Source organism: Pseudomonas sp. Eth.TT006, assembly GCF_054456575.1.
Genome location: NZ_JBTJEN010000006.1, coordinates 249,624 through 269,864 on the forward strand (window position 1 = coordinate 249,624; position 20,241 = coordinate 269,864).

General features: G+C 51.2%; 18 protein-coding genes. 11 read left to right on the forward strand and 7 right to left on the reverse strand.

Going from position 1 to position 20,241, the window contains the following annotated elements:
* Nucleotides 1-220: 220 nt before the first annotated feature.
* Nucleotides 221-682 carry a helix-turn-helix domain-containing protein gene (locus tag ACXR0M_RS12380; protein ID WP_458832135.1) on the reverse strand — a complete coding sequence of 154 codons (462 nt, stop codon included), beginning with the start codon at nt 680-682 and terminating at the stop codon, nt 221-223.
* 1,160 nt (nt 683-1,842) lie between these two features.
* Here ACXR0M_RS12380 and ACXR0M_RS12385 point away from each other — a divergent pair.
* The 4 genes from ACXR0M_RS12385 (at nt 1,843) to ACXR0M_RS12400 (ending at nt 5,055) form a co-directional block, all read left to right on the forward strand.
* Entirely contained in the window at nt 1,843-2,253 is a 411-nt protein-coding gene (locus tag ACXR0M_RS12385) for a DUF6957 family protein (protein WP_458832136.1), read from the forward strand.
* A 77-nt stretch (nt 2,254-2,330) separates the two neighbouring features.
* Nucleotides 2,331-2,570: a hypothetical protein gene (locus ACXR0M_RS12390; RefSeq protein WP_458832137.1), complete on the forward strand. Its 240-nt coding sequence runs from the start codon at nt 2,331-2,333 to the stop codon at nt 2,568-2,570.
* Nucleotides 2,571-2,769: 199 nt separating this feature from the next.
* The gene (gene serS, locus ACXR0M_RS12395) at nt 2,770-4,059 is read left to right on the forward strand and encodes a serine--tRNA ligase (RefSeq protein ID WP_458832138.1); all 1,290 of its coding nucleotides are present in this window, start codon (nt 2,770-2,772) and stop codon (nt 4,057-4,059) included.
* A gap of 165 nt (nt 4,060-4,224) precedes the next feature.
* Nucleotides 4,225-5,055 (forward strand): hypothetical protein, encoded by an 831-nt coding sequence (locus ACXR0M_RS12400; RefSeq protein ID WP_458832139.1) that lies wholly within the window; start codon nt 4,225-4,227, stop codon nt 5,053-5,055.
* A gap of 234 nt (nt 5,056-5,289) precedes the next feature.
* Here ACXR0M_RS12400 and ACXR0M_RS12405 read toward each other — a convergent pair whose 3' ends face one another.
* Nucleotides 5,290-6,474 carry a PIN domain-containing protein gene (locus tag ACXR0M_RS12405; protein WP_458832140.1) on the reverse strand — a complete coding sequence of 395 codons (1,185 nt, stop codon included), beginning with the start codon at nt 6,472-6,474 and terminating at the stop codon, nt 5,290-5,292.
* A gap of 392 nt (nt 6,475-6,866) precedes the next feature.
* On the opposite strand from ACXR0M_RS12405, the gene ACXR0M_RS12410 reads away from it, so the two are divergent.
* Nucleotides 6,867-7,232 (forward strand): histone-like nucleoid-structuring protein, MvaT/MvaU family, encoded by a 366-nt coding sequence (locus ACXR0M_RS12410; RefSeq protein WP_458832141.1) that lies wholly within the window; start codon nt 6,867-6,869, stop codon nt 7,230-7,232.
* A gap of 168 nt (nt 7,233-7,400) precedes the next feature.
* On the opposite strand, the gene ACXR0M_RS12415 is transcribed toward ACXR0M_RS12410, so the two are convergent.
* Entirely contained in the window at nt 7,401-7,964 is a 564-nt protein-coding gene (locus ACXR0M_RS12415; RefSeq protein ID WP_458832142.1) for a hypothetical protein, read from the reverse strand.
* Nucleotides 7,965-8,306: 342 nt separating this feature from the next.
* Between ACXR0M_RS12415 and ACXR0M_RS12420 the strand changes: the two genes are divergently transcribed.
* The 4 genes from ACXR0M_RS12420 to ACXR0M_RS12435 all read left to right on the forward strand — a co-directional run bounded on the left by ACXR0M_RS12420 (nt 8,307) and on the right by ACXR0M_RS12435 (nt 12,439).
* Nucleotides 8,307-8,831, forward strand: coding sequence for a hypothetical protein (locus tag ACXR0M_RS12420; protein ID WP_458832143.1), 525 nt, complete (start codon nt 8,307-8,309; stop codon nt 8,829-8,831).
* Between the two features lie 427 nt (nt 8,832-9,258).
* Nucleotides 9,259-10,239 carry an Abi family protein gene (locus tag ACXR0M_RS12425; RefSeq protein ID WP_458832144.1) on the forward strand — a complete coding sequence of 327 codons (981 nt, stop codon included), beginning with the start codon at nt 9,259-9,261 and terminating at the stop codon, nt 10,237-10,239.
* Nucleotides 10,240-10,638: 399 nt separating this feature from the next.
* Nucleotides 10,639-10,938, forward strand: coding sequence for a hypothetical protein (locus ACXR0M_RS12430; protein WP_458832145.1), 300 nt, complete (start codon nt 10,639-10,641; stop codon nt 10,936-10,938).
* 1 nt (nt 10,939) lies between these two features.
* Entirely contained in the window at nt 10,940-12,439 is a 1,500-nt protein-coding gene (locus ACXR0M_RS12435; RefSeq protein WP_458832146.1) for a hypothetical protein, read from the forward strand.
* A gap of 187 nt (nt 12,440-12,626) precedes the next feature.
* Here the strand turns inward: ACXR0M_RS12435 and ACXR0M_RS12440 are convergent, their stop codons facing one another.
* The 3 genes from ACXR0M_RS12440 to ACXR0M_RS12450 form a co-directional block, all read right to left on the reverse strand.
* On the reverse strand, nt 12,627-13,328 hold the full coding sequence (locus ACXR0M_RS12440; protein ID WP_458832147.1) for a hypothetical protein: 702 nt from the start codon (nt 13,326-13,328) through the stop codon (nt 12,627-12,629).
* A 252-nt stretch (nt 13,329-13,580) separates the two neighbouring features.
* Nucleotides 13,581-13,772, reverse strand: a complete 192-nt coding sequence (locus ACXR0M_RS12445) for an antitoxin Xre/MbcA/ParS toxin-binding domain-containing protein (protein WP_458832148.1) — start codon at nt 13,770-13,772, stop codon at nt 13,581-13,583.
* 113 nt (nt 13,773-13,885) lie between these two features.
* Nucleotides 13,886-14,515, reverse strand: a complete 630-nt coding sequence (locus tag ACXR0M_RS12450; RefSeq protein WP_458832149.1) for a hypothetical protein — start codon at nt 14,513-14,515, stop codon at nt 13,886-13,888.
* Between the two features lie 461 nt (nt 14,516-14,976).
* Between ACXR0M_RS12450 and ACXR0M_RS12455 the strand changes: the two genes are divergently transcribed.
* Together ACXR0M_RS12455 and ACXR0M_RS12460 are read left to right on the forward strand one after the other, a co-directional pair.
* Nucleotides 14,977-17,100, forward strand: a complete 2,124-nt coding sequence (locus tag ACXR0M_RS12455; RefSeq protein WP_458832150.1) for an ATP-dependent nuclease — start codon at nt 14,977-14,979, stop codon at nt 17,098-17,100.
* Nucleotides 17,097-19,079, forward strand: coding sequence for a UvrD-helicase domain-containing protein (locus ACXR0M_RS12460; protein ID WP_458832151.1), 1,983 nt, complete (start codon nt 17,097-17,099; stop codon nt 19,077-19,079). Before ACXR0M_RS12455 ends, ACXR0M_RS12460 begins: the two co-directional genes overlap by 4 nt.
* A gap of 179 nt (nt 19,080-19,258) precedes the next feature.
* Here the strand turns inward: ACXR0M_RS12460 and ACXR0M_RS12465 are convergent, their stop codons facing one another.
* On the reverse strand, nt 19,259-20,197 hold the full coding sequence (locus tag ACXR0M_RS12465; RefSeq protein ID WP_458832152.1) for a hypothetical protein: 939 nt from the start codon (nt 20,195-20,197) through the stop codon (nt 19,259-19,261).
* Between the last annotated feature and the right edge of the window lie 44 nt (nt 20,198-20,241).

The window sequence follows — 20,241 nt, forward strand, 5'->3', positions numbered from 1 at the left end:
GCTGACAGCAGACTCTTTGGCGTACGGATCTTAACAGCGTAAGCGCTACGACGGAGTATGTGTACCGAACTGATAGGGCAAAGTTGATCAGTTAGGCGGGTTCAATTTTCGGCAAAATGGATGGCAGGGATGGGGGGCTTTCAGTTGCGGGTAGACGATTGGGTTCCGGTCAAAACTGGACGTTGTTGACGGCCTGCCCAGCACTTGATCTGCCAACGAACTACTCTTTGTCCGCCTTTTTCAGATGCCTGGTAACTGTCGACTTTGCAATCTTCAGACGCCGAGCAACCTCAGCTTGCGTAAGCCCCTCGTCCATCATTTTGATGATCTTGAATTTCAGTTCAGCCGCATCCGCTACAACCGGATGCACAACGGGCGCGGGGGTCGTTGGAATTGTGGCATCCAGAAGTCCGGATGACTCAAGGTCGGCCTGAATGCTGCTGAGGATTGCACGAGGGGACTGTCCGCGCTGCGCAGCGTAGACAATGGTCAGAAAAGACAGGGGGTCTACCTGAAGTGCTTCGGCAAGCTCTTGGCTGACTTCAAGGGTCGCAGACCTAGTGCCGGCTTCAAGGCGGCTGATGTGAGATTGGTCAGTAAGCTTTGCAATGTCCTGTTGCGAGAGTTTTCGATGCGCTCTCAAAAACTGCAAGGCTGCTGCAAACGCGGTGCGAAGCGACATTCAGGTGTTCCTGTTAAACGGAACGATATGTCGGGATTGCGTTGTTCGATGCAAATGCTTATAGTCATACGCATCGAACGACTCGGGTTTACGTAGATCTCCACACCCAGGCGAAAGCGAGGGAGTAGGAAAGCGCACCATCACAAAGATTGCGCCGTAAGCCACTGGATCAATTCTCGCTAAAGGGAATGTCAGTTCAATATATATCTAATCCGAGGGGCAAGCGTTTTGCATGTGCCGTGGCCCGCATATATGGGCAGTCACGCTTTTTTTTCACTATTTCCAAGCCGGCATTTTTTGATTGGCGATCGACATGAAAATCCAAATTTTCTCGGATGTGCAGCGACGAAGACATGTGGTCAATGGATGAATGACTTCCAGGTGATTAGTACGGGAGAGAGATTTCGCCGGCTACGCCCAGCAGATGTGATTGAGCGAAACCGGATTGCGTTTGAGTTTCTGAGCGATGAACTCGCCAAACTCTTCGAGGGTAAAGCCGTCGTGTGGCACACCATTGTCCGATCCCGGAAGTTGCAGGCAACAAGCACGATGGCCATCTGAACGCGGCTTATAGAAATCGATGGCACTCGCTTCTGCCGCAGGGGGACGTTTGGATTTTTGGCCATACGCATCGTTCAGTGGATATCGAGCTGGATGGGTGCCGACTTATCTCAAATCCAAGAGGTTATCCCCGGGAGGACACGGGCTTCATCCCGGATTTCACTATTGAAATTTGATGGCGTTTGCAGGCAAAAAAAGGCAAAAAAATGGGGCTTCCACAATGTGTACTGGATGCACAGAAAATTGATTTCGGTGTGCCGATTAGTGGGTACCTATGCTGCGCTGAATATCAGCTTCCATGTATGACTGGAGTCGTTTTTTCTGAAACGAGAGGGCGTTTTGCGGATGGGAAGACAATCCGTACGTCGCTTGTCGAAAGAGTGTATGAGCTTCGGGGATATCAGCTTTGCGAGACGTTCAACCGCAGTTGTTATGTCATCTGTCATTGGTGGCATGAGAATGGCGCCAGGCCGGAGATCAACATGATCCACTGACGAAGCCAGGCTTTTTGATCCGCAGGCGCAGCTAACGATGTAGCACTTGCAGACTCCTGGATGACTTTCGTGCAGCTTTAAATTTCCATAGAACTAGGCAGCAGTGTGCAAACCGAATTGATTGAAGATGTACTTTATGGCCCGGCAAGGATGATAGGGGGGGCGCGACTAGGTGATGAAGAGCTGATCAAATTGGCTCAGGAGGAGTTTGCGGAGCAGCGGTTTTGTATCGTCCGGAACTGGATGCTCATGGACATCTTGCTCCCTGAATTCGAAGAGAGGGAAGTCAGAAAACGAGGCCTGCAACCTTCAGTTCTGCTCGTCCACGACGCAGTATTCGACAGCGAAGGCCGAATTGCAGCACGGGACATTTTCATCACTGGATTTCAAAAAGACTTCAACGGATGTTTTTTTGAAAGCGAAGATGCGCTGTACATCCTCGCTGGGCGTGGTGCTCGTAAACATGTGAGCGTGCCGGCTTGGCAAGCGCTGGATGTATACAGCAAAGCCCGTTGATCTTAACTGCCTTTCTGTGTCTTCGGTTCGCGAACCGCTCTCCAGATTCTTCCCCATTACTCACTTCGACATCGTGAATGTTTGATCCACGCAACGAGCTCCTCTTGTGTGCCAGCCGCTACATACAAGCGGTTGAGGCTGTGCGTGGAAAGGGGGCAGCTCCACAACTTCTGAGGGAGTTTTTATGCCTGAGCGCTCATGCCGAAATGGTTTATGCGCCAGATATCAACGCCTACTTTCTTCGCCTGAACGACGTCGATCGGTGGAGCAACAAACGCGTCGGAATGCTCGATGCCGTGACCACCATGCCATTTTGATCTTTGGAGGTGTTACGGGCGGAAATTGTGACGTGGACGCCACAGGATTACGCACACGTCCATGACGCCACGAAGATGGATGCCTTGACCAAACTAGGGTTGTTTCTGGTAACTGATCTCGGTTTCACATCAGGTTTGAATCATCGAACAATCCAGCCATATGCGAAGCGACGTGCACTAACCACTGCGAGATAACGATATGCTCGATCCTAAACTGTTACGTAGCAACCTTCAGGAAGTGGCGGATCGCCTGGCATCCCGTGGCTTTATTCTAGATGTCGTGCGCATCGTAGCTCTGGAAGAACAGCGCAAAATCGTCCAGACCCACGCAGAAGCGCTGCAGGCTGAACGTAATGCGCGCTCCAAATCCATCGGTCAGGCCAAGCTGCGCGGCGAGAACGTTGCGGCGCTGATGGCGGACGTCGAGCGCATGGCGGTCGAATTGAGCGCGGGTAAAGTCGAGCTCGACGCAATACAAAGCGAACTGGACTCGATCCTGCTCGGCATCCCGAACCTGCCGCACGAGTCCGTGTCGGTCGGCAAAGACGAAGACGGTAACGTCGAAATGCGGCGATGGGGCGCTCCACGAATCTTCGATTTTGAGATCAAAGACCACTCCGCGCTTGGCGAGAAGTTCGGTTGGGTGGACTTCGAAACCGCCGCCAAGCTGTCCGGCGCGCGCTTCACTTTACTCCGTGGCCCGATTGCCCGTCTGCACCGCGCCCTGGCGCAGTTCATGATCAACCTACACATTAGTAAGCACGGATACGAAGAGGTCTACACCCCGTTGCTGGTGCGGGCCCCGGCGCTGCAAGGCACCGGTCAACTGCCGACGTTCGAGGAAGATCTGTTCAAGATCGCCCGTGAAGGTGAGGACGATCTTTACCTAATCCCTACGTCCGAAGTCCCGTTGGCCAACTTGGCGGCAGGGCAGATTCTCGATGCAGAACAGCTGCCTCTCAAGTTTGTTGCCCATACCCCGTGCTTCCGTAGCGAAGCCGGTGCGGCGGGCCGCGACACCCTTGCCATACTCCGCCTGAACCAATTCGACACGGTCGAATTGGTTCAGATCGTCGAGCCGTCGAAGTCGATGGAGGCGCTGGAAAGCTTAACTGCCAACGCCGAGAGAGTCCTGCAGCTGCTGGGCCTGCCTTACCGCATCCTGGCGCTGTGCACCGGCGACTTGGGCTTCAGCGCATTCAAGAGTTATGACCTGGAAGTATGGATTCCGAGCCAGGACAAATACCGCAAAATCTCCTCGTGCTCCAACTGTGGCGACTTCCAAACCCGCCGCATGCAAACGCGTTGGCGCAACTCGGAAACCGGCAAGCCGGAACTGGTGCACACCTTGAACGGTTCCGGCTTGACAGTCGGTCGTACGCTGGTGGCGGTACTGGAGAACTATCAGCAGGCTGACGGTTCGATCCGCGTGCCAGCTGTTCTTAAGCAGTTCATTGGCGGCGTCGAAATCATACGTTGTGTGCGTTGAGATTGATCATGATGCAGTTCCAGTCCTTGGATTGTTCGTCAGAAGAGTGCGTCGTTAACCATTATTTTTCACTCCCAGGGGAGCGAACCTGTGGAAGGGTCCTTGAGCTCATGCCGATGAGCCCTTGGCCGATACCGTGACGGGACTAATTGATAAGGCGTTCAGGTGGACATTTTGTGGAATCTGCAGCTGCTGTGGGAAGGTATTCTTGATTCTTTTCGGGCCGTATGGCGTCTTGCATGCAAATTGGGCTTTCTGGGTGGGTTCACGTACATTGCCACGGTGGCTTCGGCGGTAGCGGCCTGGTTCACGTGGGAAGCGGCGGAGAGTGCGAACAGCGTTGCAAAGGCTTCTCAGGCCTTCGCTCAGAAAATCTATGTCGATCAAATAGCGCTGGGTCGTCCCTCGATTTCAGTTCTTTCAGGGGAGACGTCTCTGAGTTCGCAAAGGCCAGATACCTACTATTCAGATCAAACGGTGAAGGTGTACGCAGTCACCATCACGTTAAGAAACAGTGGTCTTCGTGACGCTCGACGAGTTTGGGTTGTGCTTTCACAGGAAACAGATTTCGGTTACATGGACTCAAATACACCAGCGCTCGTTCAACTGCCGAAGGACACGGACATACCCATCCGATTCGAGCTGCATTCAACGCCTAGCGTCGCCTCGCATAGAGACTCCTGGTACGTCGCATTCGTATATGAAGACGAGGTTCCTGTTGATGGTTTCGATCCAGTAACCCCCCGATCAGCCGAAGGCTCACCTCTTCGTATGGTCTGTTCGGAGGCGAAGATCTTCAAGATGTCATCTTGGCCGAAGGATATTGATAAGGATCCATTGCTCAGAGTTCTTTCACCAGGATCCCCATTCGCCATCAAGCCGATCACGTTCGATGTGAGCGGTCGCCCTACGGCAGGCACGACAGCTGAAGCCCTAAGGAATACTGTGCTCGCGGCTGCCCACCAGGAAGGTGCATGCACGAACATAGGCTATTGAGTTGCCTGCTTGTCGCCGGAATACCTGCCATAGCCAAAACCAATTCCCGCACTGAGACCCACCATGGTGCTATCGAACTTGATATCATCGTGATCAGTGCCACTCGCGCATATGTAGAAGCCTACCCTACCGACGATGTCCGGCTGACGACAAAAGCAGCCAGGGAGGCAGTGGATCGCATTTTTAAGCCGGGTTTCAATTACAGCAGGATAGTTGAACAGGCTGCCCTATTAGCTATTCTATGCTTCTTTTATACTGTTCCCACTCCCACAGATGTTCCTCTTCTCGATCATTTGAATAATCTGGTTGCAGGTGACCAAAATCCAATACCTCCAGCTCGCCGATTACTTCAATATCTCCGTGTGTGACTTTTTTCTCATGATCAGACCAATCCCCTCTAAAATGTATCAAGACATCAGTTTCAAATTCGCTGGTGACAGAAGCAACTACACCTCCCAAGCTTATGTAATCCTTGTCAATAGAGTCGTATTGAGAGAAATTAAATGATGCGGTTGCGATCAGGGATACCAAGGCCTTTATCCCAATCACGGCTATGTCATCTTCGATGGAGACAATGTTAACAAGAATCTTGTGTGGTTCGCCAGAAACGGCTAACTGATGATCAAGGTATTCCAGTTGTACATCGTCATAGTCATAGTTTAAAAATGAACTCGCTTGTATTTCTGGCTTCATGTCAGCTGTTGCGTTAGCCAGCGCTGATTTTATTTTGTCGTAAAGTTCGCCACTCATGTCAAACGCGCCGTCTCTACGTAAGCGGTCAATGATCTTATTGATTTTAGTATGTGGTTGAAACAAGGAAAGTGCGTGTGGTAACTCGCTTACCACACGTAGCCAACTAGAATTTTTTGCGTAAGCATGCCAGCCTTTGTCCTTACTTACGACCAACATTGGTTTGTCATTGGTTCTTGCCCAGTGTTCTAAAGAGAGTAATGCCACGGCATCGGGGAACTCATTCTTTTTCTCTGCCTTGTTTTCGAAAGGTGGCAAAGTCTTGAAGTAAAGATCCATCAGTTCATCGACGCTCACTGGTGATGATGGAATTACCTCGCAGTTGATTTTTGAATAGAATCTATGCAGATGTTCTGTGGCTAAAGTGTTTGCAGAGTTTTGTGTATTGAGCTGTTCAAAAAAAGAGTCGAGGGGGGTTGGGCTTTGAATGTATTTTGCTAATGATCGAAAGCTGCTTTTTACTGATTTTACATTTTGGTTGATTTCCTCGGTTAAGTATTTAATACCTTCCCTGTGAACAACTTCTGGCTGAATGATCGGGATGATAGTCCCGCTGAATTGCTCAAGCTGCTTTAATATTCCGCCGTCGAAGTTGTACCGCTGACCGCGTAATATATTGCTATCGATAGATAGGGCGCCGAAATTTAATAGTGGCTCAAAATCACTCATTTGTCATGCCTTCAATTTATGGTTTCAGTTAAAAATTTTTCTAATGGTTTTTTAGTTAAAACCTACTGCGGTGGCGGATTTTTTATGCGATCTTTAGTCTTCGTATTCACTGAGGTTGGGTGTACTTAGGTTTTTATTGTGATCGAGCATCTCACAGTAATCATTGTGGTTTCTAGAATCAAATACGCGGTCTGTAACATAAATTTCACCTCAATCCTGCATGACGTATCCATGTTGGTTTAAACGCTAGCTATACGGATTAGTTTTGTCCACGAAAATTTGAATTTCGCTGTGCTTCCAAAAAGTGCATTGAAGTGTTGGTCGGGTGGGCTCTAGTAACGCGAGCTACGTTATTATATTGTTGGGAACCTGTGACTCAATAGAGGTTATCCATGTCAAAACTTGCGGAGTTTCGCCAACTCGAAAAACACTTGGCTGAACAGCTTCAGGCGCTCGAAGCACTGAAAGGTGATGCTGGGTTGAAGAAAGAAATCGAATTTGAGACCAAGCTACGCGCTTTGCTGGGCGAGTATGGCTGCACTCTGAAAGACGTCATCAACCTGCTCGACCCTCAGGCGGGTCGCCGGGCAGCTGTTGCTGATGCCAAAGCGGGCTCGCGCAAGCCACGTCAGGTCAAGGTCTACAAGAACCCGCATACCGGTGAGGTCGTGGAAACCAAAGGCGGCAACCATAAAACTCTCAAAGGGTGGAAGGCAGAACACGGTTCCTCGACCGTTGAGTCCTGGTTAACCCGTTAATACAGGGTGAATAATGAAAGGGCCTGAGAGGGCCCTTTTTATTGAATATAAAACCGAGGCATTTGCGTCGAGCTTGCCAAGCTCGCTGAAGCTGCCTAAGCATGGGGAGTTTTTAACCAGAAACAGAAACAGGTTCGCTGTCGCCGCAAGCATCCCAATGGTTGCCTGTTAGAGGTTTAGCAGGTTCTCAAGTGCGCCCGTACTCACAACGGATATCAAGGCGCTGAGGTACGTTCGTCCCGAAAGGTCTCGGTGCTTGAGGGCAGACAATGGCCAAGTGCCATCTACCAGTCTACGCTGGTCTGCTGAACTGGATGCCTGCTCGTCAATGTAACCTAAGGCCACATATTCCCGGTGGTACCGCATTTGGTTCTCGACGTCGTTGCGATAACTCTGCAACTGGTTTTCCCCTGGCTCATGAGGGTAATCCTCGGGCCGCATTTCTAGCAGGCAACGAAGATGTTCACGATTGGATTGAGCCTGTTGAAGGCTACGGGATTCAATTATCTTCGCAACCTCATTGAAGCCAGCTGACTTCGGGCCCGCCCGCTTCAAGTCCTCGTAGATCTGCTGATGACGACGGTCGAATCCACCGTTGCGCTGATCGATGTCAGAATGATAACGATAGGGGTTTAGTTGATGCAGGATGAACTCCTGCAAGAGATAAGCAGTGCCGTACATGCCGTGGAGTAAGATATCTCGGTGAGTGATGTAGGGTGACTCGTTTATCATTGTCTTCCCCTGGGATATAAAAATGTAAGTCTAGCTGGACTAGGCAAGGGTTCCACTCACTGGCTGCACTGTCTGTTTGCCCTAGCTCTGATGCGAACAAAAGTGATGCGGGCACACCAGTGTTGTCAGTGCATCTTCTTGATCCAGTTAAATCGATATCCCAGGCACCAGGAAGTACTGAGGAGAGACTCAGTAGAAAATACACGCGAATCGCTCGCACAAAGCTCTAGGTGGACGCATCATTCTGCTCGAAGCGCATTGCGAGAAGGGCAGTGATTTTTTGAAATCCGCACTGATGCAAATGCACTCCACAAAAAATCAGGATTATGAAGGGGGGAAGATATGGGGCGATCAGGATTTCCGATCAAGCTTTTTGCTTTTGCTGGGTTCGTAGGTATAGGGGCCGGTTTGCTAGCACTCGTGAGTCGATTTCGTTTGAATGTTGAGCTCAGTGATTTGTTCAGGCAGCTAGGCCTTGGGCAGCAGAGCCTCATAGAGCACTTGCTGGGGGCGATGTCGGCAGTGGCACTTTTTGTTTTTCTTGTAGCGGTCATTTCAGCGTTATCGAAAAAGGTGCCCTTCCAAAAAACCTGGCTGCGCCAGCATTGGTTCATCAAGCTTCGAAAACGAATTCTGAATATCTTCCGCTCAGTCTACATCGCTCAGTGGGCCGTAGTGATTGCAATGATTTACATTGGGGGATCACTTGACTGGGAGCTTCAGCAGATGGAGCGGACAGGAGCTTTTCAAGCTGATCAGTTCAGCATGGATGTATTAGGTTCTCTGTGCTTCTGTTTCTTGCTGTGGCTCTTGATTAGCCCTGACTACCGGCAGGCACGACTGAAGCGTCGTTCCTGCTTGTCGTAGGATCTGCTTTCTCGTCGTTTGAGGGGAAAAAATCTCTATGGATGGTGCGATAGTCGGGCACAGTCCGCGAGGGCGATCGAGTCGAGGTTCCCCGTGTAAACGAGTGGAAAGGATGCTGGCAGCTTCGAACTGTACTAGCAGTTGATTACAGCGGAGTGCTGATTGCTGGGCGCTCTGCACTGTCGATTGACCCGCGAGTATGGGGCCTTGCACGAGTCTCGTTTTGATTTTCACCAGTTCAACGCATGTAATTTTCTAATGAGTTTTCCTTTGAATTGGAAAAGGAATGAGGTTTCAATGGCGCGTTCGATTTGAATTGGGTCGGCTCGGTCAAAGGGCTTGCCCCGCATTCTGTAAAGAAGACCTTGTACAGGTCACCTTTAAGGTCGAAATCATAAAAGCGGCAGCGAACCGTAGTGGACAATGAATGTATACGCCAACGCCTGTAAACCTCATCAACTCTTTGGATGCCTTGTCGCCTGCGCGGCTGTCTTCATATCGCCAGTTTTTTTCCCCAGCGTCTGACCAGGAGCTCTATGGGATTTATTGCTGGAATGAAGTCCTTTCGACGAATTTCATGCGCCTGATCGGTAACGTAGAGATCACGCTGCGCAACAAATTTCACTACTACCTGAGTCAACATGTCTCGGGTGTTCAAGGGGCGGCATTTGTGGGAACCCCCGATTCCAATGACTGGTACAACCACGTAGGGTTAAGAGGTAAAAGTCTCAAAAAAGTGCAGGATCTGACCCACGATAGCCGTTTCAATCCTCAGACGAATCAGCGTGTCTCTACGCCAAAAGCGGTGATGCCAACTGCTAACCAGGTGGTTTCAAACATGACGCTCGGATTCTGGGCGCCACTTTTGGATCTGCAACTGCCCTGGACTATCTTGATTCCCCAGATTTTTCCTAAACATAGGTATGCCGCCAATGCTAATCACTGGAAAAGCTCCAGGAATGTTGGGCAGGTCTATGAGCGTCTAAATCGGGTTAGAGATATACGAAATCGGGTAGCCCATTTTGAACCGCTTTGGAAAATCAGAAACATCGACGAAGAGGTACGCAACACCCGAGGCTCAACGCCAAGGATAGAATTCACTGCGCCTACGAATGAGGTAGAAGCGCTTGATCGCTTGCAGATGTTTTATGACAGGACGGTGCAGCTGTTGCACTGGTTGTCACCCGATCGCGCGCTTGATCATCGGGGCACGGAGCTTCACTTGAAGACCTGCTTTTTGATGACCCAGAAGGGGCTTGATCGCTACAAGCGAGGTGAGACAACTCAAACCTTCCGGATGAGCAGCTTGACGAAGTCTTGGGGGGCAAAACTGATATTGAAGGATCGTCAACCGATGGAGCTGATGCACGAAGGGCAAGTAATTGGTGTTTTCTACCCTACACCGTAGGCCGTCGCTGAGGTTTTTAGTCGATTATTTGCTTCAGATTTTTCAGCGAAAAAAAAAGCCACCCTTTAGGAGTGGCTTTTTCAATGTTTCTCATTGCCCTTGGATCTTCAGTGGTACTCATAACCTGCTGAGGATGTCTTCCAAGCGCCTACGGATCGAATCTTACACTTTTGGATATGACGTATCTACCTATAGGGTTTTTGTATCTTGATAGTCTAAAGCTATTGATGGGGCTCCAGCCGCTGTGGGCACGTCTTCAGTCGCACCGCGAAATGTCGTACGGCGCGTGTAATCCCCTCCGCTGGGGAGTGCCTAGATTTGTAAGATTCGATCCTGTGACCCAAAGAGGCGTTTCGGTATCGTCCAACACATGACGAACGTATCTCAAAGGAGCAGATCGTGAGCAACAATATCGTATTTACACCAGGCCGGCAGATGTATCACTTCACACAGCTTCGCCAAGAGGTCGGCGATCTGCAACTCATTGGACTGATGGCCCAACGGCTACTGCATACCCATCAGCTATCAGCACCCATGGCTGTGAGGGCAGCAGCAGATCAGTTCGAGATTCTTGATCAACTGCAGCAGGGCAGTCCGATTTTTTCGCAGATGAGGGCGAACGCGGGCTTCGGTCGACTCGCCGGTGATCCTGCGCTGATGAGTTCAAAGGTGCGGCTCATTGAGCACAAGGACGAATAAAATGAATGCGCAACAGAACCCATTAAGCGACGAAGCGCGATATGAACCGGCACTTCCGGTCGACACGATCGAGCCATTGGAACCGTTCAGCAAGGAAGATTTTGCTACCTATATTGAGGGGAAGTTCAAGGTCTCGGAGAAGATTTATGAGCCATTGAAAGACCTGCTGGCAACCTACTGCATTGAGCCCCATCAAATATTGGGCACAGACTTTCCGGACGAGGAAAACAAGGCAGAGTTGTTCCAGTACGAACAGGCCAAACTCCTGGTTTTGGCGCGGAAAATGTCCATGCGCAATAACAAATGGCGCACGATTGTTAGCCGATCAAAACCTACAATGAGCGCAATTTTGGGCTCTAGTGCACCCGGCAGCTTGGCTCAGAAAGAAAAAATTGAGCTGTTTCGGTACTACATATCCTTACTCAAAGGTGGTATCCCCGCCGCTCGATTGAACTCAGCTCAGCCATTGCTAGCAAACGCAGAGGGAGAGAAGTTCGAGGGAGGGCATTTTGAGAAGCTCACTGCGCTGATGTCTAAGTACGCCTCCGACTTTATCCTGGCGCATCAGCGTGAGATTTTAGTCGCATCGAATCAACAGCACGACCGCGTGCACCCCGTAAATGGCTATAATTTCTGGCCAATGGATGTTTCGCCCGAGTTCGGCGCGACAGAGTCTGTTCATGTTGCCAGAGATGTTTTTATCTCGATGTTGGAGTTAACCCCTCCTGACGCAGAGAAAGATATGGCTCGCGTTCGGTTGCTAAAGGATTTCTTTCTTGATGCCGAAAGCTCTTATTGGAAGGAAACCCATGAGCTCAACAAAGCCGTTTTAGGCGATCTTCCTCCCGAGCTTGGGAAGCTAGATCTTTCAACGTCGCGAGAAGACATCCCTGAAAAAGTGGCTCGTGCATTCGACGCCTATTCCGGTCGTCTTCCTGCCAGTCTAATAGCTGAGGCTGAATGTCTGATCTGGCTTTACGGGCTCAAGCACTGCCCGTTCGAAATCGGAGCAATGGACGCCAAGCGAGCCGAGTATTTTGAGCAAAACCAAGTGTCACACTACGTCGCGATAGCTGCAGTGATACTGAATCACCTGCGCCTCACGCGTAAAAACATAAAAATCAGCGTTCCTGGAGAAACCTACGGAAAGGTACCGGTTTACAAGGCATTTCGAGAGGCATTGAGAAATGCAGGTGTAGATTTGGCGCTCGGGGTGCAAGCGAATCAAGCACAGCTAACTCAAACATTTCGCTCAATAGATACCAAGGCGATGACATACCTGGCGGCACTGTTCTCCATCGCTACCAACGCAGACGATGGACAATCCCAGTTCCTGCGTATGGACTATGTTGCTGGCCATGCAGAAGTCAGAGTCGAGCGCACTGCACTTCTCGCAGAAATGCCGAAGATGCTTAAGCCCTACAGTTGTCAGACTGCCTTCATGCTGGTCTGCACCTACATGGCTGAAATGCGTGATTGCACGCGTAACCCGTTGGCGTGACCTGGGATCTGAGGGGCTCCGGAATAAGCTCTGGTTTCGAAGTGGAAACAGCGAGTGTGAGCGACGAGCCGCTAGGTTATAGCGGCTTCGTGCGCGATTGGAGCTGAGGGCGTCGGCCAGGGTTCAATCCCACTGAATGCTTGAACCCTGGCCGACCTGTCCTCCTTACCACCCTTGAGCATTTGAGCTACTTACTGGCGTGAAAATGCTGTCCCAGGAGGCATCCCAGCAAATCTTCAAGAACCATTGACTCTTCAAGATCCAGTTCAAATGGGTCATAGCTCTCGATGAAATAGGTGATCTTTTCGTAGTGGTAATCGAGTACCTTGCTGACGACGAGCTTGCCCTTGAGGAAGTGCACCTGACCTCTGCTTGCAGGATGAAGCTTTATCATCAGGTTTTTGATGTCATCCACTTCCAGTTCATATCGATGCTCATCGATTTTCAGCAGCAGGGTGTCACCACGCCACCGGATATCAGTGAACCTATCTCCTCCTGCACTACAAATCCTGAAGGGCCTCAAAACTTCATTTGCTTTCTTGAATTTTTTGTAAAGCGCTTCAAGAGGCGGAAGTCCGACGAAATCAGAGTGGACGACGTTATTCCTCAGGTCTTTCAGCTTCTTGGCTTCTTCTACAAACGCAGACCAATGCTCTGGAATTTCAGGAAGCAGGGGGTAATCCCCCAGCATTTTCTGGACGATGTATCCGAGTGGCTTTTGGGGGGCTGCCCCGGACTTTCGGTGGACATAGTTAATAATGGACTTTTCGAATTCGATAGCTTCAAACCGCAAGTCATCAACGGATGGCACTCCGTAGCCCGGTAATTCCTTGTAATTTATTCCACTGAGAGTGTTCACATTTTTCTTGCGGCGTAGGCTTTCAAACATCTCGCTATCGGTTCCTTCTTCAGATTGGGTCTCGGGTTTATGAGTCGCCGTTCCGTCAGCGTGCTTGGACGTACGAGCCCTATGTCAGCCATACGCTACGGAGTCTGATCGCTGATGTTTAGTGGCACTTTGCCTTCAAAAAAGAGGTGCAATTACACTCTATAGTTTGCTGAATATTCGATTGATAGACAGGCGGGTTTATCAGCTTTGAAGGAGTATGACGGGAGGTATCGGGAAAGCCGGGCTTGGTAGCTAGCAGGCATAGCCTTGGCTGATTCGCTCAAGTTCAGCCCTAACGAGATCGTACCCCGCGTCACTATGAGCGGCTTGAGAAGGTGTGCTTCCGCCGAAGATGGTTTTCGGCTGGTTTAGCCAGGTGTCGGCTTTCTCTTTGTTGCCAAAGACCATCTCAGCTTGACGCTGAATCAACTCAACATAATTCATGCCTGGCCCTCGTGAGGTACCGATACACGCTCGTTTTTCCATCGGCGGTAGGGCGTTTGTCCATGTTTGATAGAGCAGGGCCTACTCACTGCGAGTAAACCCTTTCGTTATGATCAGCAGCTCTTCGGGTACCAATTGCTTGTTGATTCTATTACGCCGGGAATGTGCCCATAGCGAGTCGCCAACGTTAACCGAAGCTCAGCGTACCTGTCTCCTAGGATATCTAAAGCCATGGCCATGTAGATTTCGAATGTTGGATGCTTACGCCAGTAGTTACCATAAATAGCGTTTGCCAGAGAGCGATCAAACCAACCCCGCAGCAGTTGAAGGACACCTTTGATTCGCTCGTCGATGGTCTGGCCGTATGTGGCCAGTTCGTGCCCGTCACGCTTCATGATTTCTTGCTGTACATGAGTGCCGGGGTGGTAGTCCAAGGCCTCACAGGCATCATGAAATTGTTCATGCCGTTCGCAGTGCTCTTGGCGATCTTCTTTTAGATCTGCCGCGAAGCTGAACCCACAGTAGTTGCACTTGCTGACTGCCAACCTGTCTTCTGGTGTGTGGACATGGAGCATGATCCACTTTTCGTATAAGCGGGTTGCTTCATGGTAGTTCCGGGTGCCCAAGACTTGGGTGGCGGCCATGTCTAGACGTTGACCGTGTTTCAAGTGAGGGGAAGTGCATTCAAGCTGCCTGGCCAGGCGTTTGACCTGCTTGATTTCGGTGGAGGTAATCTGATGCATATTCAGCTCCCGTAGGGCTGGGCCTGGCGTCCACTACAAGGTCACCTGAATGGAATCAGGTTAGGTGTATCAACTATCACGATAGTGCTGAAGCTTCGCCCGTGTGGACGGCAGGCACCTACCGAGTACCATTGGGCCGGGAGACTAGCATTTCGCTTCTTGGAGACGCAATTGGCAATTCAAGGAGGGCACCACACAGCTAACACCACGATCAGTCTGTTGGGTAGACCGAGATGCTATGAGGTGAAAGTCCGTCAGGGCTTAGCTCACAAGAGTCCTGTTTTGTCATAGCGCTGTAAGGGGGCTGAAGGTGAGGTTCACCTCACCCTGCGCCGCACTCTGACCAAGCTTGCGGCCATTGCCGCTCACCTCGATTTACGTTTCTGAGCAGGACTGGTTTCCCACGCAAGATCATGTCATACAGTTATCAGTTTTCAGGGATGAGTCTCGTAGTGGCGTGAATGGCCAAGACGCCGATCCCTGTCTCGACATACGCATCAGGGAGCGACGTTGTGTACCTATCTGCCTTAACGATTGAAAATTTTCGACAGTTTGGCCACGCCGGGCATGGGCTGAAAATTAGCTTCAACGAAGGTGTGACTGCGCTGGTAGGGGAAAACGATGCAGGCAAGACAGCCGTTATCGATGCGATCCGTTATGTGCTCCAAACTCGTGATGCCGAATACCTGAAGCTGCAACTCGAAGACTTTCATATCGATGATAGCGGCTCTCAGGCTGACACGATCACACTGATGTGCACTCTGGATGGCTTGAGCAAAGCTGAGCTGGGCGCTTTCGCAGAATATGTAACTTACAAAAACAAGATTGGGCGGCTGCACATTCATTGGTCAGCCAAGCGTGTGCATGGCTTCAATCTCACTCGCAGGTGGGCGGACATCAGTGTTCGTTCTGGAGAAAAAGGGGAAGGCCTATCCTTGGATGCGGGCGTACGGCAACTACTCGCCTCTGCGTACCTGAAGCCATTGCGGGACGCAGAGCGTGAGATGTCACCAGGGCGTAATTCCCGGTTATCCCAAGTACTGAGCAGCTTCCCCAATATCGATGCCGGCAACGACTTCGACACAGCAACTCCGCCAGCCACCACTCTGGATGCAGAAACACTGAGCATCGCGGGTATGGGTGATTACATGCGTCACCTGGTGAACAAGCACAGCGCTATCGTCAGTGCCGAACAGGCCATCAACAATAACTATCTGGCACCTCTATCTCTCGCTGGCCAGCCACTTACAAGTCGTATTAGTTTCGGGGAAGGGGGCACGGAGGCAGCGAGACTCAAGCAGATCCTTGAGCGTCTTGAACTTGGCTTGCTCGATCATGCGTCGGGACAGTCTCGTGGCGTCTATGGCCTGGGCTCCAATAACGTGTTGTTCATGGCCTGTGAGCTGCTACTGCTTGGTAAGGAGCCAGACGGATTACCTTTGCTTCTAGTGGAGGAACCGGAGGCCCATTTGCATCCACAGCGTCAACTGCAGTTAATGGAGTTTCTTGAGAAAGCAGCGAAGCCTGGCGATGGGCTAAGGCCAGTTCAGGTGATCTTAACCACCCATAGCCCTAACTTGAGCTCCAAGATTCCGATTCAAAATCTCGTGATAATGCACCGAGGACAGGCGTTTTCTCTTGCCGAAGATCAGACTTGTCTCGGCGCCGATGACTACAGGTTTTTGAGTCGTTTCCTGGATGTCACGAAGGCCGGATTATTCTTCGCGAAAGGTCTCCTGGTGGTGGAGGGAGATGCCGAAGCGATACTTCTGCCAGCGCTCGCCCGTAGGCTCGGTAAAGATCTCACAAAGCATGGCGTGTCCGTTATCAACGTCGGCGGAGTTGGGCTTAGACGCTACTCGAAAATCATGCAACGCCGAGATCCCTCGAACGGCGAGATAACGATCCCAACAGCGTGCATCACTGACATGGATGTCATGCCAGATTGTGCCGCTGAAATACATGAATTAGTAACGGGGCCCACTGACCCCAAGTGGGGCAACATTTCGAAGCGGCGATGGAGAGCAGTTCGTGATTTTGGAAGCACGCCTGCAGACCAGGAAGCAGCCTTGGAAGAGCATCGGAAGAAACGCACTGAAAGCGATGGTCAATGTGTACGTACCTTCGTCGCGGATCATTGGACTCTCGAATATGACCTAGCTTTCGCAGGCCTCGCTCGTGAGGTGCATGCGGCTGCGTACCTTGCAATTAACGAGGAGAAAATTGACCAGAAAAAGGCGACCAAAACCACTTTGCTGGCCGATGCGGATGCTGCTTTCAAAACGATAGAGGCCACGCATTCCACCAAGGAAGCCCAATGCTCTTCGGTCTACAAAATGTTCAAAAGAGCCTCCAAAGCCATTGCAGCACAACATCTGATCGATCTCATCGAGCAGCGATTCGTTGATCGCACCTTGGACGTTGCTACCTTGCGTGGCGTGTTGCCCGAATACGTGATTCACGCCATCGAGTACGCAACAAGTGGTTCAGCGATACCTGCTGTAGCAAGCACCACAGCTGCAATCCTCGCAGGTGTTGTCGCCGAACCTGGCTCCACGACGCCCATGGAGGAGAGTAAGGAATGAACCTCAACCAGCTCATCTCTCCGATAACTGATGATGACGTCGAATGGGTCGTCGAACTCATGGGACTGCAAGCATTGGACGAGCCACGCCGCAGCTTCCTGAAGTCCATGAGCACGCTGGACGTTTCTGCCTGCCCTGGAAGCGGGAAGACCACACTTGTGGTCGCCAAACTGGCGATACTTGCACGCCACTGGAAAAGCCGAACCCAGGGTATCTGCGTCCTATCACACACCAATGCTGCTCGTGAAGAAATCGAGCGGCGCCTTGGCGGTTCGGACGTAGGGCAACGCCTGCTTCGTTATCCGCACTACATCGACACAATCCACGGTTTCACTGCACGATTCCTGGCCTCGCCATGGCTACGGTCGAAGGGCATCACACTGACTGCGATTGATGATGAGGCAACGCATAACGCTCGCAGGAAAGCGCTGGCACCTTGGGAATACAGAGTCATGAGGACGGCGTTTGAGTCTGCACGTCTCAATATAGAGAAGCTGCGCATAAAGACTGTCGACTTCGACAATCCCCTCGCTGGCCGAGAATTTCACTTTGCATCCCACACGGCAACCTACAAAAGCGTATCCAAGGCTCTCAGCCATGCGGCAAAGACGGGGCACTTTTGCTTCGATGAGGTGTTTGTCCTGGCCAACGCTCTGCTTGATGAAGAGCCAGCGGTAGCCACCGCATTGCGCGTGCGCTTCCCTTGCATTCTGGTTGATGAGATGCAGGACACCCGACATGAACAAGCCAATATCCTCTGCAGGGTATTTCCACGCTGGGATCCGGATGTTTGTGTCATCCGAGTGGGAGATCCAAACCAAGAGATCTTTGAGGAAAAGGTCGAGCTTCCCGAGCCCTTCCCTGATGTGGCGTGCTCGATGGAAATCGCGAGCAGCTTCAGGTTCAGCCAGGCGATTGCGTCAATTGCAAACCCATTCGCTTATCTGCCCATTACCGGAGGTTTGATAGGCCTGCGTCAAGACGTAGCCAACCAGCCCATTCCCAATACAGTCATTGTGTTTCCAGATCACGACGCCAGCCAGGTACTGGATGCCTATGGGCGCCTACTGATCAAGCATCTGCCAGTGGATGTCCGCAAGTCCGATGTCTTCGCGCTGGGTGCGGTTCATCGGCTTGAAGGTTTCAAGCCGGAGCATTACCCCAAGGCTGTGGAACATTACTGGCCTTCGTATCAGTCAGGAGTGAATAAGGCGTCCTTCAAGCCGCGTACGTTCTCAGAGGGGGCGCATATTGCGCGCCGATATCTGGAGCGCGATGCGACGGCGGCGTCAGGCGTGGAGTTGGTTGCGGTCTGTCTGCTCACATTGGTACGACTGGCATTTCCAAAAGAATTTACTCCTGCCCGGTCGCGCAATCACCAATGGATCGAGCAATTGATGATCGGAAGGCCAGATTTGGTTGTTCTCTACCGAGAATGCCTCCAAAGACTCCTCTTCGACTCGGTTGAGCTAACGAAAACTGTATGGGATTCGAATGTGGCACCCACACTTTTGGAGCTGGTAGCGGAGATGACGGGATCAGATTCAGCGTTGGCTGCAGCTGAGGCTCATCCCTACCTTGAATGGACACCTGCTCCCGTTGCGGCAGATCCTGGCGACAATGGAGGCGCACTTCTCAATACGTACAAATTTGAAGAAGGGAATGACAATGTTCACATTCGATTGTCCTCCATCCATGCCGAGAAAGGCAAAACCCATTCTGCCACGCTGATTCTCGAAACCTTCAATCGCACCCACTTTGTTAACAGGCTTCTGCCATGGCTTGAGGGTAAGGCCTCAGCTGCGAAGCGTCCCAACGAGAGCGCGAAAAAGAACATGATGCTCATGTACGTCGGGATGACCCGGCCAACACACATGCTGTGTTTAGCCATGCGCAAAAGCTCGCTGGGAGAGGGGAAGACTGAAGTCAAGAGAAGAGCCGCCATTGAGCAGGCTGGCTGGTCAATTTTGGAAATATGATATGGATGATCGGCGGATCACTCATGACACCAAGCGCAACTTGACTTGTGATGGCATCACGGGGCGACTTACGTTCAATCAACGCACCGCAGCCTCTTGTTTTAAGGGGTTGCGGTGGAGCTGACCAATCAAGGGTAAAGCGAGGGTGGATTTAGATCATTGGTGGAGGAGTATGAAGGTTAGTCTCCCCGTACCTTGGTGATCTGTGCTTTCAGTACCAAATTTAAGCTCAGACGACGTTTGGTAAGCGTCTTGTAGCGACCTTCTCGTTGTGTCGTTTCTGGAGGGAGAGTGGTTGGTTTCCACATGCCAAGCACCACGATCTCATCCCCACTTTTGATGCCTTTAAACCATGCGGATTGGGGTGACCAGATACTCACCTCCAGGCCTATACCGTTCTCAGGGTCTTCAGGATCCTGACGGAATTTGTTCATCTGAAGGTTGATTACGTTCGAGTTCGGTTTTCCCTTGATCTCGCAGCGCACACTACTTACTTGCCCTTGGATGGCGATGGGGTGCTGTACGGTGTTCTGTGAAACGGCATGAAAACCGGCCATATGCTTTTCCGACTCAAAGTAAAACTGGTTCCAAGCGACCTTCACATTCCCTTCGAAGACCAGCTCCAGATGCTGTTCGATATCCTGGTTACTCGCGCAGAGCGTTCGGAGTTTCAAGGCTCGGTTGGCCGAGTTGATGTAGGCCGGCAGTAGCCCGGGATTGGAGGTATAAGTCCTGCCCGTTTTTGCTCTGTCCCCTCCGCCCGGGTTCTTCGGGGCACCTGCCCCCTCTAGGGCTTCCTTGATCATCACCAGCCGCATCCGGTATTTGTCCTGCTGGATGCTCTCGATCAACCCTTCAGATGTCTTCGCGATCTTGTTGATCTCTTCATCTACACCGAAAGGGCAGTTTGCAGCGTGTGCGCCTTTGGGCAACAAACGGAAATACCCCTGTACGAAGACCGACTTATCGTGCATCTCCCTGGTGTGCGGGGGATTATGGGTGACGTGTGTACCGCAATGCTTACATTGTAGAGGTTCGGCGCCCAAACCTTTTTGGTAGGTATCGGCTTCCCACTCTTGCTTGTTCTGATCACAGGCGGAGCTCATCTTGATGCCCATGCACATTCCTTGTTCATACGGATAGGTCGCACCCAGTTTTCACG